Origin of the sequence: Citrobacter sp. R56 (genome assembly GCF_016811995.1) — a bacterium.
Classification (GTDB): Bacteria; Pseudomonadota; Gammaproteobacteria; order Enterobacterales; family Enterobacteriaceae; genus Citrobacter_D; species Citrobacter_D enshiensis.
The window spans coordinates 3,769,326-3,781,804 of sequence record NZ_CP069159.1 but is presented as its reverse complement, the minus strand read 5'-3'; the positions used below and the strand labels follow the sequence as shown (position 1 = coordinate 3,781,804).

Sequence of the window (12,479 nt, the reverse complement as noted above, 5' to 3'; positions counted from 1 at the left end):
ATCGCATGAAATTTTGAAGTTAATGGCGTAAAGAATGAATACACAACAATTGGCGAAACTGCGTTCCATCGTGCCTGAAATGCGTCGCGTTCGGCATATTCACTTTGTCGGCATCGGTGGTGCTGGTATGGGCGGTATTGCCGAAGTTTTGGCCAATGAAGGGTATCAGATCAGTGGTTCCGATTTGGCGCCGAATCCGGTTACGCAACAGTTGACGAGTCTGGGTGCCACTATCTTTTTCAACCATCGCCCGGAGAACGTCCGTGATGCGAGCGTGGTGGTGGTATCCAGCGCTATTTCGGCGGATAACCCGGAGATTGTCGCTGCGCATGAAGCGCGCATTCCGGTGATTCGCCGTGCAGAGATGCTGGCGGAATTAATGCGTTTTCGTCACGGCATCGCCATTGCCGGGACGCATGGCAAAACCACAACCACGGCAATGGTTTCCAGTATTTATGCCGAAGCGGGTCTGGATCCGACCTTTGTGAACGGTGGTCTGGTCAAAGCGGCGGGCGTGCATGCGCGTCTTGGCCACAGTCGTTATCTGATTGCTGAAGCAGATGAGAGCGATGCGTCGTTCCTGCATCTGCAGCCGATGGTGGCGATTGTCACCAACATCGAAGCGGACCATATGGATACTTACCAGGGCGACTTCGAAAATTTAAAGCAGACGTTCATTAATTTTCTGCACAATTTGCCGTTTTATGGTCGTGCAGTGATGTGCGTTGATGACCCGGTGATCCGTGAGCTGCTGCCGCGAGTGGGGCGTCAGACCACGACCTACGGTTTTAGCGATGACGCGGATGTGCGTATTGAAGACTATCAGCAGATTGGTCCGCAAGGGCACTTCACGCTCTTGCGCCAGGACAAACCTGCGCTGCGCGTGACCTTGAATGCGCCAGGTCGCCATAATGCCCTGAATGCGGCTGCTGCCGTGGCAGTGGCAACGGAAGAAGAGATTGAAGACGAGGCAATCCTGCGTGCGCTGGAGAGCTTCCAGGGGACAGGACGCCGTTTCGATGTTCTTGGTGAGTTCCCGCTTGAGCCGGTAAACGGAAAAGCCGGTACGGCGATGCTGGTCGATGATTACGGCCATCATCCAACGGAAGTTGACGCGACTATCAAAGCCGCGCGCGCGGGCTGGCCGGACAAAAATCTGGTTATGCTGTTCCAGCCGCACCGTTTCACGCGTACGCGCGATCTGTACGATGACTTCGCCAACGTATTGACCCAGGTTGATACGTTACTGATGCTGGACGTTTATGCGGCGGGAGAGACACCGATCCCTGGCGCGGATAGCCGCTCACTGTGCCGTACCATTCGTGGACGCGGCAAGATTGACCCGATTCTGGTGTCCGACCCTGCCCAAGTGGCGGAGATGCTGGCACCGGTATTAACCGGCAACGATTTGATTCTGGTGCAGGGTGCGGGAAATATCGGCAAAATCGCACGTTCCTTAGCTGAAATCAAACTGAAGCCGCAAACTCAGGAGGAAGAACAACATGGCTGATAAGATTGCGGTCTTGTTGGGGGGAACCTCCGCTGAACGTGAAGTTTCGCTGAACTCCGGTGCAGCCGTGTTGGCTGGCTTACGCGAAGGCGGCGTGGATGCGTATCCGGTGGATCCGCAAGAGGTTGACATCACCCTTCTGAAATCGATGGGTTTTCAGAAGGTGTTCATCGCGCTGCACGGGCGCGGTGGTGAAGATGGCACTTTGCAGGGGATGCTGGATCTGATTGGCCTGCCGTACACCGGCAGTGGCGTGATGGCATCTGCCATTTCAATGGATAAACTGCGCAGCAAATTGCTGTGGCAAGGGGCTGGATTACCGGTCGCGCCGTGGGTGGCGTTAACGCGCGCTGAGTTCGAAAAAGGGCTTAGCGATGACGTCATGGCGCAAATTTCTGTGTTGGGTTTACCGCTGATTGTGAAGCCGAGCCGTGAAGGCTCCAGCGTGGGAATGTCGAAAGTTGAAGAACAAAATGCTTTGCAAAACGCATTAGCATTGGCTTTTCATCATGATGAAGAAGTATTGATTGAAAAATGGCTCAGCGGTCCAGAATTTACGGTAGCGATGCTCGGTGAAGAAATTTTACCGTCAATTCGTATCCAACCCGCTGGAACCTTCTATGATTATGAGGCGAAGTATCTGTCTGATGAGACACAATATTTCTGTCCTGCTGGTCTGGAAGTGGATCAAGAGGCCGCGTTACAGGCATTAGTCCTGAAAGCGTGGACCGCGCTGGGCTGCAAAGGTTGGGGTCGTATTGATGTCATGAAGGACAGCGATGGCCAGTTTTATCTGCTGGAAGCCAATACCTCTCCGGGTATGACCAGCCACAGTCTGGTGCCTATGGCGGCACGTCAGGCGGGCATGAGCTTCTCGCAGTTGGTGGTACGAATTCTGGAGTTGGCGGACTGATATGTCGCAGGCTGCGCTGAACACGCGAAACAGTGAAGAAGAACTCTCATCTTCACGCCGCAGTAATGGAACGCGTCTTGCAGGAATCCTTTTCCTGCTGACAGTGTTGTGCACCGTGTTTGTCAGCGGCTGGGTGGTGTTGGGCTGGATGGAAGACGCTCAGCGTTTACCCTTGTCGAAACTGGTGCTGACCGGCGATCGGCATTACACGCGCAATGATGATATCCGGCAGTCAATTCTGGCTCTCGGGGCGCCTGGAACCTTTATGACCCAGGACGTGAACATCATTCAGAGTCAGATTGAACGTTTGCCATGGATTAAACAGGCGAGTGTCAGAAAACAGTGGCCTGATGAATTGAAGATTCATCTGGTTGAATATGTGCCGATTGCGCGTTGGAATGATCAGCATATGGTGGATGCGGAAGGTAATGCCTTCAGTGTACCCACCGATCGGACCAGCAAACAGGTTTTACCCATGTTATACGGCCCGGAAGGCAGCGCGAGTGAAGTGTTGCAAGGGTACCGTGAAATGGGGCAGGTGCTGGCTAAGGATAGATTCACCCTGAAGGAAGCGGCAATGACCGCTCGTCGTTCCTGGCAGTTGACGCTGAATAACGATATTAAGCTCAATCTGGGGCGGGGCGACACCATGAAACGTTTGGCTCGCTTTGTAGAACTTTATCCGGTTTTACAGCAGCAGGCGCAAACCGATGGCAAACGGATTAGCTACGTTGATTTGCGTTATGACTCGGGGGCGGCAGTAGGGTGGGTTCCCTTACCTCCTGAGGAATCTAATCAGCAACAGAATCAGGCACAGGCAGAACAACAATGATCAAGGCGACGGACAGAAAACTGGTAGTTGGACTGGAGATTGGCACCGCGAAGGTTGCCGCTTTAGTAGGGGAAGTTCTGCCCGATGGTATAGTCAATATCATTGGGGTGGGCAGTTGCCCGTCGCGCGGTATGGATAAAGGCGGAGTGAACGACCTTGAGTCAGTGGTAAAGTGCGTACAGCGCGCCATTGACCAGGCTGAACTGATGGCGGATTGCCAGATCTCCTCGGTGTATCTGGCGCTTTCTGGGAAGCATATTAGCTGTCAGAATGAAATCGGCATGGTGCCGATCTCCGAAGAGGAAGTGACGCAGGAAGATGTGGAAAACGTGGTGCACACCGCAAAGTCGGTCCGTGTTCGTGATGAACATCGTGTTCTGCACGTTATTCCGCAAGAGTATGCGATTGACTACCAGGAAGGCATCAAAAATCCTGTCGGTCTTTCCGGCGTACGTATGCAGGCAAAAGTGCATTTGATTACGTGCCACAACGATATGGCGAAAAACATTGTCAAAGCCGTGGAACGTTGTGGCCTGAAAGTTGACCAATTGATATTTGCCGGACTGGCGGCCAGTTATTCCGTGTTGACGGAAGATGAGCGTGAACTGGGCGTCTGCGTCGTGGATATTGGTGGTGGTACAATGGATATCGCCGTTTATACTGGCGGGGCGTTGCGCCATACCAAAGTAATACCTTACGCAGGAAACGTAGTGACCAGTGATATCGCCTATGCCTTTGGTACGCCGCCGAGCGACGCCGAAGCCATTAAAGTGCGCCACGGGTGTGCGTTAGGCTCCATCGTTGGGAAAGACGAGAGCGTGGAAGTGCCCAGTGTGGGTGGGCGACCGCCGCGCAGCCTGCAGCGTCAGACGCTCGCAGAGGTCATTGAGCCGCGTTATACCGAACTGCTCAATCTGGTCAACGAAGAGATACTGCAATTACAAGAACAGCTTCGCCAGCAGGGTGTGAAACATCATCTGGCGGCGGGGATTGTTTTAACCGGTGGCGCGGCGCAAATTGAAGGCCTTGCAGCCTGCGCCCAGCGCGTGTTCCATACGCAGGTGCGTATTGGTGCGCCACTGAATATCACCGGACTGACGGATTATGCTCAGGAGCCGTATTACTCAACGGCGGTGGGGTTGCTTCACTACGGGAAAGAGTCCCATTTGAGTGGTGAAGCAGAAGTAGAAAAACGTGTTACGGCTTCAGTTGGCTCGTGGATCAAGCGACTTAATAGCTGGCTGCGAAAAGAGTTTTAATTTTTATGAGACCGGAGAAGATTAACGGTCTCAGGCGACAGGCACAAAACGGAGAGAAACTATGTTTGAACCTATGGAACTGACCAACGACGCGGTGATTAAAGTCATCGGCGTCGGTGGCGGCGGCGGTAATGCCGTTGAACACATGGTGCGCGAGCGCATTGAAGGTGTTGAATTCTTTGCAGTCAATACTGACGCCCAGGCGTTGCGTAAAACTGCTGTTGGCCAGACCATTCAGATCGGTAGCGGTATTACCAAAGGTCTGGGGGCGGGCGCAAACCCGGAAGTGGGTCGCAATGCGGCTGACGAAGATCGTGAAGCTCTGCGTGCAGCGCTTGACGGGGCAGACATGGTGTTTATCGCAGCAGGCATGGGTGGCGGTACCGGTACCGGTGCTGCGCCAGTTGTTGCTGAAGTCGCAAAAGATTTAGGTATTCTGACCGTCGCTGTCGTGACTAAGCCTTTCAACTTTGAAGGCAAGAAGCGCATGGCATTCGCGGAGCAGGGTATCACCGAGCTGTCCAAACATGTGGACTCTCTGATCACTATCCCGAACGACAAACTGCTGAAAGTGTTGGGACGCGGTATCTCCCTGCTGGACGCATTTGGCGCAGCAAACGACGTGCTGAAAGGCGCGGTACAGGGTATCGCTGAGCTGATCACCCGTCCTGGCCTGATGAACGTCGACTTTGCAGACGTGCGCACCGTGATGTCCGAAATGGGCTATGCGATGATGGGCTCCGGCGTGGCGAGCGGTGAAGACCGTGCGGAAGAAGCGGCTGAAATGGCTATCTCTTCTCCGCTGCTGGAAGATATCGATCTGTCTGGCGCTCGCGGCGTACTGGTCAACATTACGGCGGGCTTCGATCTGCGTCTGGATGAGTTTGAAACCGTGGGTAACACCATCCGTGCATTTGCTTCGGATAATGCAACCGTGGTTATCGGTACGTCTCTTGACCCGGATATGAATGACGAACTGCGCGTTACCGTTGTTGCCACTGGAATTGGTATGGACAAACGTCCGGAAATCACCCTGGTCACCAATAAGCAGGTGCAGCAGCCCGTGATGGATCGCTACCAGCAGCACGGCATGGCACCGTTGACGCAAGAGCAAAAACCAGTTGCTAAAGTGGTTAACGACAACACGCCGCAAACCACTAAAGAGCCGGATTATCTCGATATCCCTGCGTTCCTGCGCAAGCAAGCTGACTAAGAATTAGCTGGAATTTGGGTATCGTGGCTCTTTGTGCTAAACTGACCCGCCGAATGTATAGTACACTTCGGTTGGATAGGTAATTTGGCGAGATTATACGATGATCAAACAAAGGACACTTAAACGTATCGTTCAGGCGACTGGCGTCGGTTTACATACCGGCAAAAAAGTCACCCTGACATTACGCCCTGCGCCGGCCAACACCGGGGTCATCTATCGTCGCACCGACTTGAATCCACCGGTAGATTTCCCGGCCGATGCCAAATCTGTGCGTGATACCATGCTCTGTACGTGTCTGGTTAATGAGCATGATGTACGGATTTCAACCGTTGAGCACCTTAACGCTGCTCTGGCGGGCCTGGGCATCGATAACATTGTTATCGAAGTCAATGCTCCGGAAATCCCGATCATGGATGGCAGTGCCGCTCCGTTCGTCTACCTGCTGCTTGATGCGGGTATTGAAGAACTGAAAAGCGCCAAGAAATTTGTACGCATCAAAGAGACTGTTCGTGTCGAAGATGGCGACAAGTGGGCTGAGTTCAAGCCGTACAATGGTTTTACGTTGGATTTCACCATCGACTTTAACCATCCGGCGATCGACTCCAGCACACAGCGCTATGCGATGAACTTCTCTGCTGACGCGTTCATGCGCCAGATCAGCCGTGCGCGTACTTTCGGCTTCATGCGTGATATCGAATATCTGCAGTCTCGTGGTTTGTGCCTGGGCGGCAGCTTCGATTGTGCCATCGTTGTTGACGATTATCGCGTATTGAACGAAGACGGCTTGCGTTTTGAAGATGAATTTGTTCGTCACAAAATGCTTGATGCTATCGGTGACTTGTTCATGTGTGGTCACAACATTATCGGTGCATTTACCGCGTATAAATCCGGTCATGCACTGAATAACAAACTGCTGCAGGCAGTCCTGGCTAAACAGGAAGCCTGGGAATTTGTGACCTTCCAGGACGACGCAGAACTGCCGTTGGCTTTCAAAGCGCCTTCGACTGTACTGGCATAACGACACACCCTGTCGCATAAATTCGACTGGTTAATCTGGCACTCTCTCCGGCCAGGTAAGCCAGTCGTTTTTTTTGTAGCGCGCCCGTCATTTTTTCCGAAGCGATTTTTATGTGTTGCTGAATCGAAATGCAGCGCGTTCGCTGCTTTCTTAAGCATTTTTACCCTTAGCTTTTTGTCATTCCTGCTGTAGTACAGCGGTATTAGTGATAAGATTTGTGCGCAAAAATAACGTTTAGAAAGCATAAACCCGACGTTCGGGCTTTTAAGGTGGCAATGACGTGAGTGGAATACTGACGCGCTGGCGACAGTTAGGCAGACGGTACTTCTGGCCGCATCTCTTATTGGGGATGGTCGCGGCGAGCTTTGGTCTGCCCGCTCTCAGTAACGCTGCCGAGCCTAATACGCCAGCAAAAGCGACAGCCAGCAACCACGACCAATCTGCTAAGGTAAACTTTAGCCAGCTTGCGTTGCTGGAAGCCACCAACCGTCGTCCGAATTTTACCGTCGATTACTGGCACCAACATGCAATTCGAACGGTTATTCGCCATCTTTCCTTCGCAATGGCGCCGCAAGCGCTGCCCGTTGCTGAAGAACCGTTACCGCTCCAGGCGCATCATCTTGCTTTACTGAATACGCTCAGCGCCATGCTGACTCAGGAAGGCCAGCCGCCTGCGATCGTGCGCCATCTGGCGTACGCCCATTTTACACCTCAGGCCGTATTTAACGTTTCCGTCTGGATTAGCCAGGCGCAGGGAATACGTGCCGGTCCTCAACGCCTCAGCTAACAACAAAAAAACCTTTAATTCATTTTTATGACTTCGCTTCGCGGGGCGTTTGAGATTTTATTATTATGCTAATCAAATTATTAACGAAAGTATTCGGTAGTCGTAACGATCGTACGTTGCGTCGCATGCGCAAAGTGGTCGGCGTGATTAATGCCATGGAACCGGAGATGGAAAAACTCTCCGATGACGAACTGAAAGCGAAAACTGCAGAGTTCCGTGCTCGTCTGGAAAAAGGTGAAAGCCTGGAAAGCCTGATTCCGGAAGCCTTTGCGGTTGTCCGCGAAGCCAGTAAACGTGTCTTCGGGATGCGCCACTTTGACGTTCAGTTGTTAGGCGGTATGGTCCTTAACGATCGCTGCATCGCGGAAATGCGTACCGGTGAAGGTAAAACCCTGACTGCAACGCTGCCTGCGTACCTGAACGCATTAAGCGGGAAAGGTGTGCATGTGGTGACCGTGAACGACTACCTGGCACAGCGTGACGCCGAAAATAACCGCCCACTGTTTGAATTCCTCGGCATGAGCGTCGGCATCAACATGTCTGGCCTGCCTGCGCCTGCAAAACGTGAAGCATACGCGGCGGACATCACTTACGGCACCAACAACGAATACGGCTTTGACTACCTGCGCGACAACATGGCGTTCAGCCCTGAAGAACGCGTTCAGCGTAAGCTGCACTACGCGCTGGTGGATGAGGTGGACTCCATCCTGATCGATGAAGCACGTACGCCGCTTATCATTTCTGGTCCGGCTGAAGACAGCTCAGAAATGTATAAGAAAGTGAACAAAATTATCCCGCGCCTGGTGCGCCAGGAGAAAGAAGACTCCGACACCTTCCAGGGTGAAGGCCATTTCTCCGTTGATGAAAAAGCCCGTCAGGTGAACCTGACCGAACGTGGTCTGGTACTGATTGAAGAACTGCTGGTGAACGAAGGCATCATGGACGAAGGTGAGTCGCTGTACTCTCCGGGCAACATTATGCTGATGCACCACGTCACCGCTGCGCTGCGCGCGCACGTGCTGTTCACCCGCGACGTCGACTACATCGTGAAAGACGGTGAAGTTATCATCGTTGACGAACACACCGGTCGTACCATGCAGGGGCGTCGCTGGTCTGATGGTTTGCACCAGGCCGTTGAAGCGAAAGAAGGCGTGGATATCCAGAACGAAAACCAGACGCTGGCCTCCATTACATTCCAGAACTACTTCCGTCTGTACGAGAAACTGGCCGGTATGACCGGTACTGCAGATACCGAAGCATTTGAATTTAGCTCTATCTACAAGCTGGATACCGTTGTGGTTCCGACCAACCGTCCGATGATCCGTAAAGACATGCCGGACCTGGTCTACATGACGGAAGCGGAAAAAATTCAGGCGATTATTGAAGATATCAAAGAGCGTACTGCGAATGGTCAGCCGGTGCTGGTCGGTACGATCTCCATCGAGAAATCCGAAGTGGTTTCTAACGAGCTGGTGAAAGCTGGTATCAAACATAACGTTCTGAACGCCAAATTCCACGCCAACGAAGCGGCGATCGTTGCACAGGCGGGTTACCCGGCTGCAGTGACCATCGCGACTAACATGGCGGGTCGTGGTACCGATATCGTGCTGGGTGGTAGCTGGCAGGCGGAAGTGGCCGAGCTTGAAAATCCGACGCCGGAACAGATTGCCCAGATCAAAGCAGACTGGCAGGTGCGTCATGATGCTGTGCTGGAATCGGGCGGTTTGCACATCATTGGTACCGAGCGTCACGAATCTCGTCGTATCGATAACCAGCTTCGTGGCCGTTCTGGTCGTCAGGGTGACGCCGGTTCTTCCCGTTTCTACCTGTCGATGGAAGATGCGCTGATGCGTATCTTCGCCTCTGACCGTGTTTCAGGCATGATGCGCAAACTGGGCATGAAACCAGGCGAAGCCATTGAGCACCCGTGGGTAACTAAAGCGATTGCCAACGCACAGCGTAAAGTGGAAAGCCGTAACTTCGATATTCGTAAGCAGTTGCTGGAATATGATGATGTGGCGAACGATCAGCGTCGCGCTATCTACAGCCAGCGTAATGAACTGCTGGATGTGAGTGACGTAAGCGAAACCATCAACAGCATCCGCGAAGATGTGTTCAAGGTCACCATCGATGCCTATATTCCGCCGCAGTCGCTGGAAGAGATGTGGGATGTTCCAGGGCTGCAGGAACGCCTGAAAAACGATTTTGATCTCGAGATGCCGATTTCAGAGTGGCTGGATAAAGAGCCTGAACTGCATGAAGAAACGCTGCGTGAACGTATCCTGGCGCATGCTATCGATGTTTATCAGCGCAAAGAAGAGGTGGTCGGTGCAGAAATGATGCGCCACTTCGAGAAGGGCGTTATGCTGCAAACACTCGATTCGCTGTGGAAAGAGCACCTGGCGGCGATGGATTACCTGCGTCAGGGTATCCACCTGCGTGGCTATGCGCAGAAAGATCCGAAGCAGGAATATAAACGTGAATCTTTCGCCATGTTTGCCTCTATGCTGGAGTCACTGAAATACGAAGTGATCAGTACGCTGAGCAAAGTTCAGGTTCGCATGCCGGAAGAGGTTGAAGCCATGGAACAGCAGCGTCGTGAAGAAGCTGAACGTTTGGCGCAAATGCAACAACTGAGCCATAAAGGTGATGATTCCGCTGTGGCAGAAGAGCTGGCTGCGCAAACGGGCGATCGCAAAGTGGGTCGTAATGATCCATGCCCTTGCGGTTCCGGTAAAAAATACAAACAGTGCCATGGTCGTCTGAGCTAAGGTCTGAATAAAAACGATAAAGGCGCAGATATCTGCGCCTTTTTTATGGACGAGATAATATGAAAATACTGCAAATCGCGGTGGGCATTATTCGCAACGACGCGGGGGAGATCTTCATTACTCAACGCGCCGCTGATGCCCATATGGCGAATAAACTGGAATTTCCTGGTGGGAAAATTGAATTGGGCGAAACGCCGGAACAGGCGCTGATTCGTGAGCTACAGGAAGAGGTAGGCATTACACCGCAAGGTGCGACGTTATTTGATACGCTGGAATATCAGTTCCCGGATCGGCATATCACCCTCTGGTTCTGGCTGGTCGAAAGCTGGGAAGGGGAGCCGTGGGGAAGGGAAGGACAACCCGGTCAGTGGATTGCACAGAGCGAGCTGGATGCAAAAGATTTTCCTCCGGCAAATGAACCCGTTATTACGAAGTTAAAGCAAAATAGGTAGACAGTAGGCCGGATACGGCGCTGCCGCCATCCGGTAAAGAATGGCGGTTGCCCGCCCGACAGAGCAGCAGATCTACTGCTGTTCTTCGCTCCAGTCATCACTCTCTGACAGATCGCCAGAACTGGGAATGCGTTTTTCTTCGGCAGCCCATTCACCTAAATCGATTAACTGACAGCGTTTGGAACAGAATGGACGAAATGGACTGATTTCGCCCCAGACAACATTTTTACCGCAGGTTGGGCAGTTTACGATGGTTTGTTCAGACATTTTCGCTCCTTAAACTCACTTCTTAACAACATGCCAGCTCAAAGTCCAGGCGTTCTGGAACCAGTCCATTTTCACTGTCCAGCGGCATAAAACGGATCGCAAAACGGCTTTTATGCCCTGAAATTTGCGGATAAAGCTGTGAGTCCAGCGTCAGTTGCAGACGCAACAGATCCGCATCGTCACCGTTATCCTGATAGAAACCATTCAGGCTGGTTTGCTTACGGAAAGGCGCGGAATTACGGATCAGATCCAGGATCAGCGTCAACGCTTGATTAAGTGGATTCAGGCTTGTAAGCCATGTTTCAACCTGGGCATCACGTTGCGACTGCGGCAGATGCAGCCAGATGTGCAGCGTTGGCAGATCAAAACTGCAGCAGCCGCCTGGAATGCTCAGGCGCTGGCGTACCAGAGCGACAAGGCGATCTTCACGCAGTTCCTGCCCAATTCGCGGCGCTGAAATCAAAATGCTGCCAGCCGTTTTTAATTGTTGGCGAAGGGATTCGATTCGATTTTGATCAACACCAGGCACTTCCATCCAGGCCTTAAGCTTACGCTGCTGGCGCTCAAGTTCTTTGAGAAGTTCTGTACGCACTTCACCCCGCTCAAACACGTCCAGCAAGTCGCCGATATTGCGGAAGAAATGCAGTGCTCCGGCATGATCGGCAATAGGGAGTTTGACAGAGAGTTGTTGAATCAGAAACTCAATGCGCAGCCATGTACGCATCTTCTCATTGAGAGGGTGTTCAAAAAGGACCTGGGTGTGCATTACGGTTTTTCCTGTGAGACAAACTGCGACGCAAGTTGCAAATAGCGCGCGTGCAGGCGTGCGACATCCGATGCAATGGCATCCGGTGCGCCGTTATTATCAATAACATCGTCCGCCACGGCAAGACGCGCTTCACGCGTCGCCTGGGCAGCCAGAATTTGTTCAACATGCTCACGCGTCACATCATCGCGTTGCATGGTTCTAAGGCGCTGAGTTTCCGGGGTGACATCAACCACCAGTACGCGATCGGCCTTTTTGTAGAGCGCGTTTTCAACCAGCAGCGGCACCACCCAAAGCACGTAAGGCGATGTGGTTTGCTGAAATTGCCGCTGAGTTTCCTGCTGGATGAGTGGGTGCAGCAAGCCATTTAGCCAGGACTTCTCTTCTGGGGTGGCAAATATGCGTTCGCGCAAAACTCGCCGCTGCAACGAACCGTCCGCAGCGATAACGTCTGAACCAAAATGTTCCGCAATCGCGTTAAGGGCAGGTTGGCCGGGTTCAACCACCTGGCGGGCAATAATATCTGCATCAATTACGTTTATTCCGAGGTCAGCAAATGCATTTGCAACGGTGCTTTTACCACTGCCGATGCCGCCCGTTAAGGCTACCGTATACCTCATATTATTTGATCCCGGGAAATTGATTTTGATAATCAAATGGTTAAAAGTTAAACATGCGAAGGCGAGGCTGT

General features: G+C 52.5%; 12 protein-coding genes. 9 read left to right on the top strand and 3 right to left on the bottom strand.

The window, feature by feature from the left end; translation table 11 throughout:
• Positions 1-34: 34 nt before the first annotated feature.
• The 9 genes from murC (at position 35) to mutT (ending at position 10,755) form a co-directional block, all read left to right on the top strand.
• A complete protein-coding gene (murC, locus tag JM656_RS17875; protein WP_192611082.1) occupies positions 35-1,510 on the top strand; it encodes a UDP-N-acetylmuramate--L-alanine ligase in 1,476 nt (491 codons plus the stop codon).
• Positions 1,503-2,423, top strand: coding sequence for a D-alanine--D-alanine ligase (locus JM656_RS17870; RefSeq protein ID WP_203358926.1), 921 nt, complete (start codon positions 1,503-1,505; stop codon positions 2,421-2,423). Before murC ends, JM656_RS17870 begins: the two co-directional genes overlap by 8 nt.
• A gap of 1 nt (position 2,424) precedes the next feature.
• On the top strand, positions 2,425-3,255 hold the full coding sequence (gene ftsQ / locus JM656_RS17865; protein WP_162381018.1) for a cell division protein FtsQ: 831 nt from the start codon (positions 2,425-2,427) through the stop codon (positions 3,253-3,255).
• Positions 3,252-4,514 carry a cell division protein FtsA gene (gene ftsA / locus JM656_RS17860; protein WP_192611085.1) on the top strand — a complete coding sequence of 421 codons (1,263 nt, stop codon included), beginning with the start codon at positions 3,252-3,254 and terminating at the stop codon, positions 4,512-4,514. The genes ftsQ and ftsA overlap by 4 nt, the downstream gene beginning before the upstream one ends.
• A gap of 61 nt (positions 4,515-4,575) precedes the next feature.
• Positions 4,576-5,727, top strand: a complete 1,152-nt coding sequence (gene ftsZ / locus JM656_RS17855) for a cell division protein FtsZ (RefSeq protein WP_003018753.1) — start codon at positions 4,576-4,578, stop codon at positions 5,725-5,727.
• A 100-nt stretch (positions 5,728-5,827) separates the two neighbouring features.
• Positions 5,828-6,745 (top strand): UDP-3-O-acyl-N-acetylglucosamine deacetylase, encoded by a 918-nt coding sequence (lpxC, locus tag JM656_RS17850; protein ID WP_162381022.1) that lies wholly within the window; start codon positions 5,828-5,830, stop codon positions 6,743-6,745.
• Positions 6,746-7,025: 280 nt separating this feature from the next.
• On the top strand, positions 7,026-7,532 hold the full coding sequence (gene secM / locus JM656_RS17845; protein ID WP_192611086.1) for a secA translation cis-regulator SecM: 507 nt from the start codon (positions 7,026-7,028) through the stop codon (positions 7,530-7,532).
• 65 nt (positions 7,533-7,597) lie between these two features.
• Entirely contained in the window at positions 7,598-10,303 is a 2,706-nt protein-coding gene (secA, locus tag JM656_RS17840; RefSeq protein ID WP_203358925.1) for a preprotein translocase subunit SecA, read from the top strand.
• Between the two features lie 59 nt (positions 10,304-10,362).
• On the top strand, positions 10,363-10,755 hold the full coding sequence (gene mutT, locus JM656_RS17835; protein ID WP_203358924.1) for an 8-oxo-dGTP diphosphatase MutT: 393 nt from the start codon (positions 10,363-10,365) through the stop codon (positions 10,753-10,755).
• Positions 10,756-10,827: 72 nt separating this feature from the next.
• On the opposite strand, the gene yacG is transcribed toward mutT, so the two are convergent.
• The 3 genes from yacG to coaE are packed head-to-tail and all read right to left on the bottom strand — an operon-like array spanning position 10,828 to position 12,408.
• Entirely contained in the window at positions 10,828-11,022 is a 195-nt protein-coding gene (gene yacG / locus JM656_RS17830) for a DNA gyrase inhibitor YacG (RefSeq protein WP_203358923.1), read from the bottom strand.
• Positions 11,023-11,044: 22 nt separating this feature from the next.
• On the bottom strand, positions 11,045-11,788 hold the full coding sequence (gene zapD, locus JM656_RS17825; protein WP_203358922.1) for a cell division protein ZapD: 744 nt from the start codon (positions 11,786-11,788) through the stop codon (positions 11,045-11,047).
• A complete protein-coding gene (gene coaE, locus JM656_RS17820; RefSeq protein ID WP_203358921.1) occupies positions 11,788-12,408 on the bottom strand; it encodes a dephospho-CoA kinase in 621 nt (206 codons plus the stop codon). Before coaE ends, zapD begins: the two co-directional genes overlap by 1 nt.
• Positions 12,409-12,479 lie beyond the last annotated feature (71 nt).

What these genes read in the sequence shown, in the direction of transcription:
- murC (WP_192611082.1), top strand. Translation starts at nt 35, where the DNA reads ATGAATACACAACAATTGGCGAAACTGCGTTCCATCGTGCCTGAAATG.
- JM656_RS17870 (WP_203358926.1), top strand. Translation starts at nt 1,503, where the DNA reads ATGGCTGATAAGATTGCGGTCTTGTTGGGGGGAACCTCCGCTGAACGT.
- ftsQ (WP_162381018.1), top strand. Translation starts at nt 2,425, where the DNA reads ATGTCGCAGGCTGCGCTGAACACGCGAAACAGTGAAGAAGAACTCTCA.
- ftsA (WP_192611085.1), top strand. Translation starts at nt 3,252, where the DNA reads ATGATCAAGGCGACGGACAGAAAACTGGTAGTTGGACTGGAGATTGGC.
- ftsZ (WP_003018753.1), top strand. Translation starts at nt 4,576, where the DNA reads ATGTTTGAACCTATGGAACTGACCAACGACGCGGTGATTAAAGTCATC.
- lpxC (WP_162381022.1), top strand. Translation starts at nt 5,828, where the DNA reads ATGATCAAACAAAGGACACTTAAACGTATCGTTCAGGCGACTGGCGTC.
- secA (WP_203358925.1), top strand. Translation starts at nt 7,598, where the DNA reads ATGCTAATCAAATTATTAACGAAAGTATTCGGTAGTCGTAACGATCGT.
- mutT (WP_203358924.1), top strand. Translation starts at nt 10,363, where the DNA reads ATGAAAATACTGCAAATCGCGGTGGGCATTATTCGCAACGACGCGGGG.
- yacG (WP_203358923.1), bottom strand. Translation starts at nt 11,022, where the DNA reads ATGTCTGAACAAACCATCGTAAACTGCCCAACCTGCGGTAAAAATGTT.
- zapD (WP_203358922.1), bottom strand. Translation starts at nt 11,788, where the DNA reads ATGCACACCCAGGTCCTTTTTGAACACCCTCTCAATGAGAAGATGCGT.
- coaE (WP_203358921.1), bottom strand. Translation starts at nt 12,408, where the DNA reads ATGAGGTATACGGTAGCCTTAACGGGCGGCATCGGCAGTGGTAAAAGC.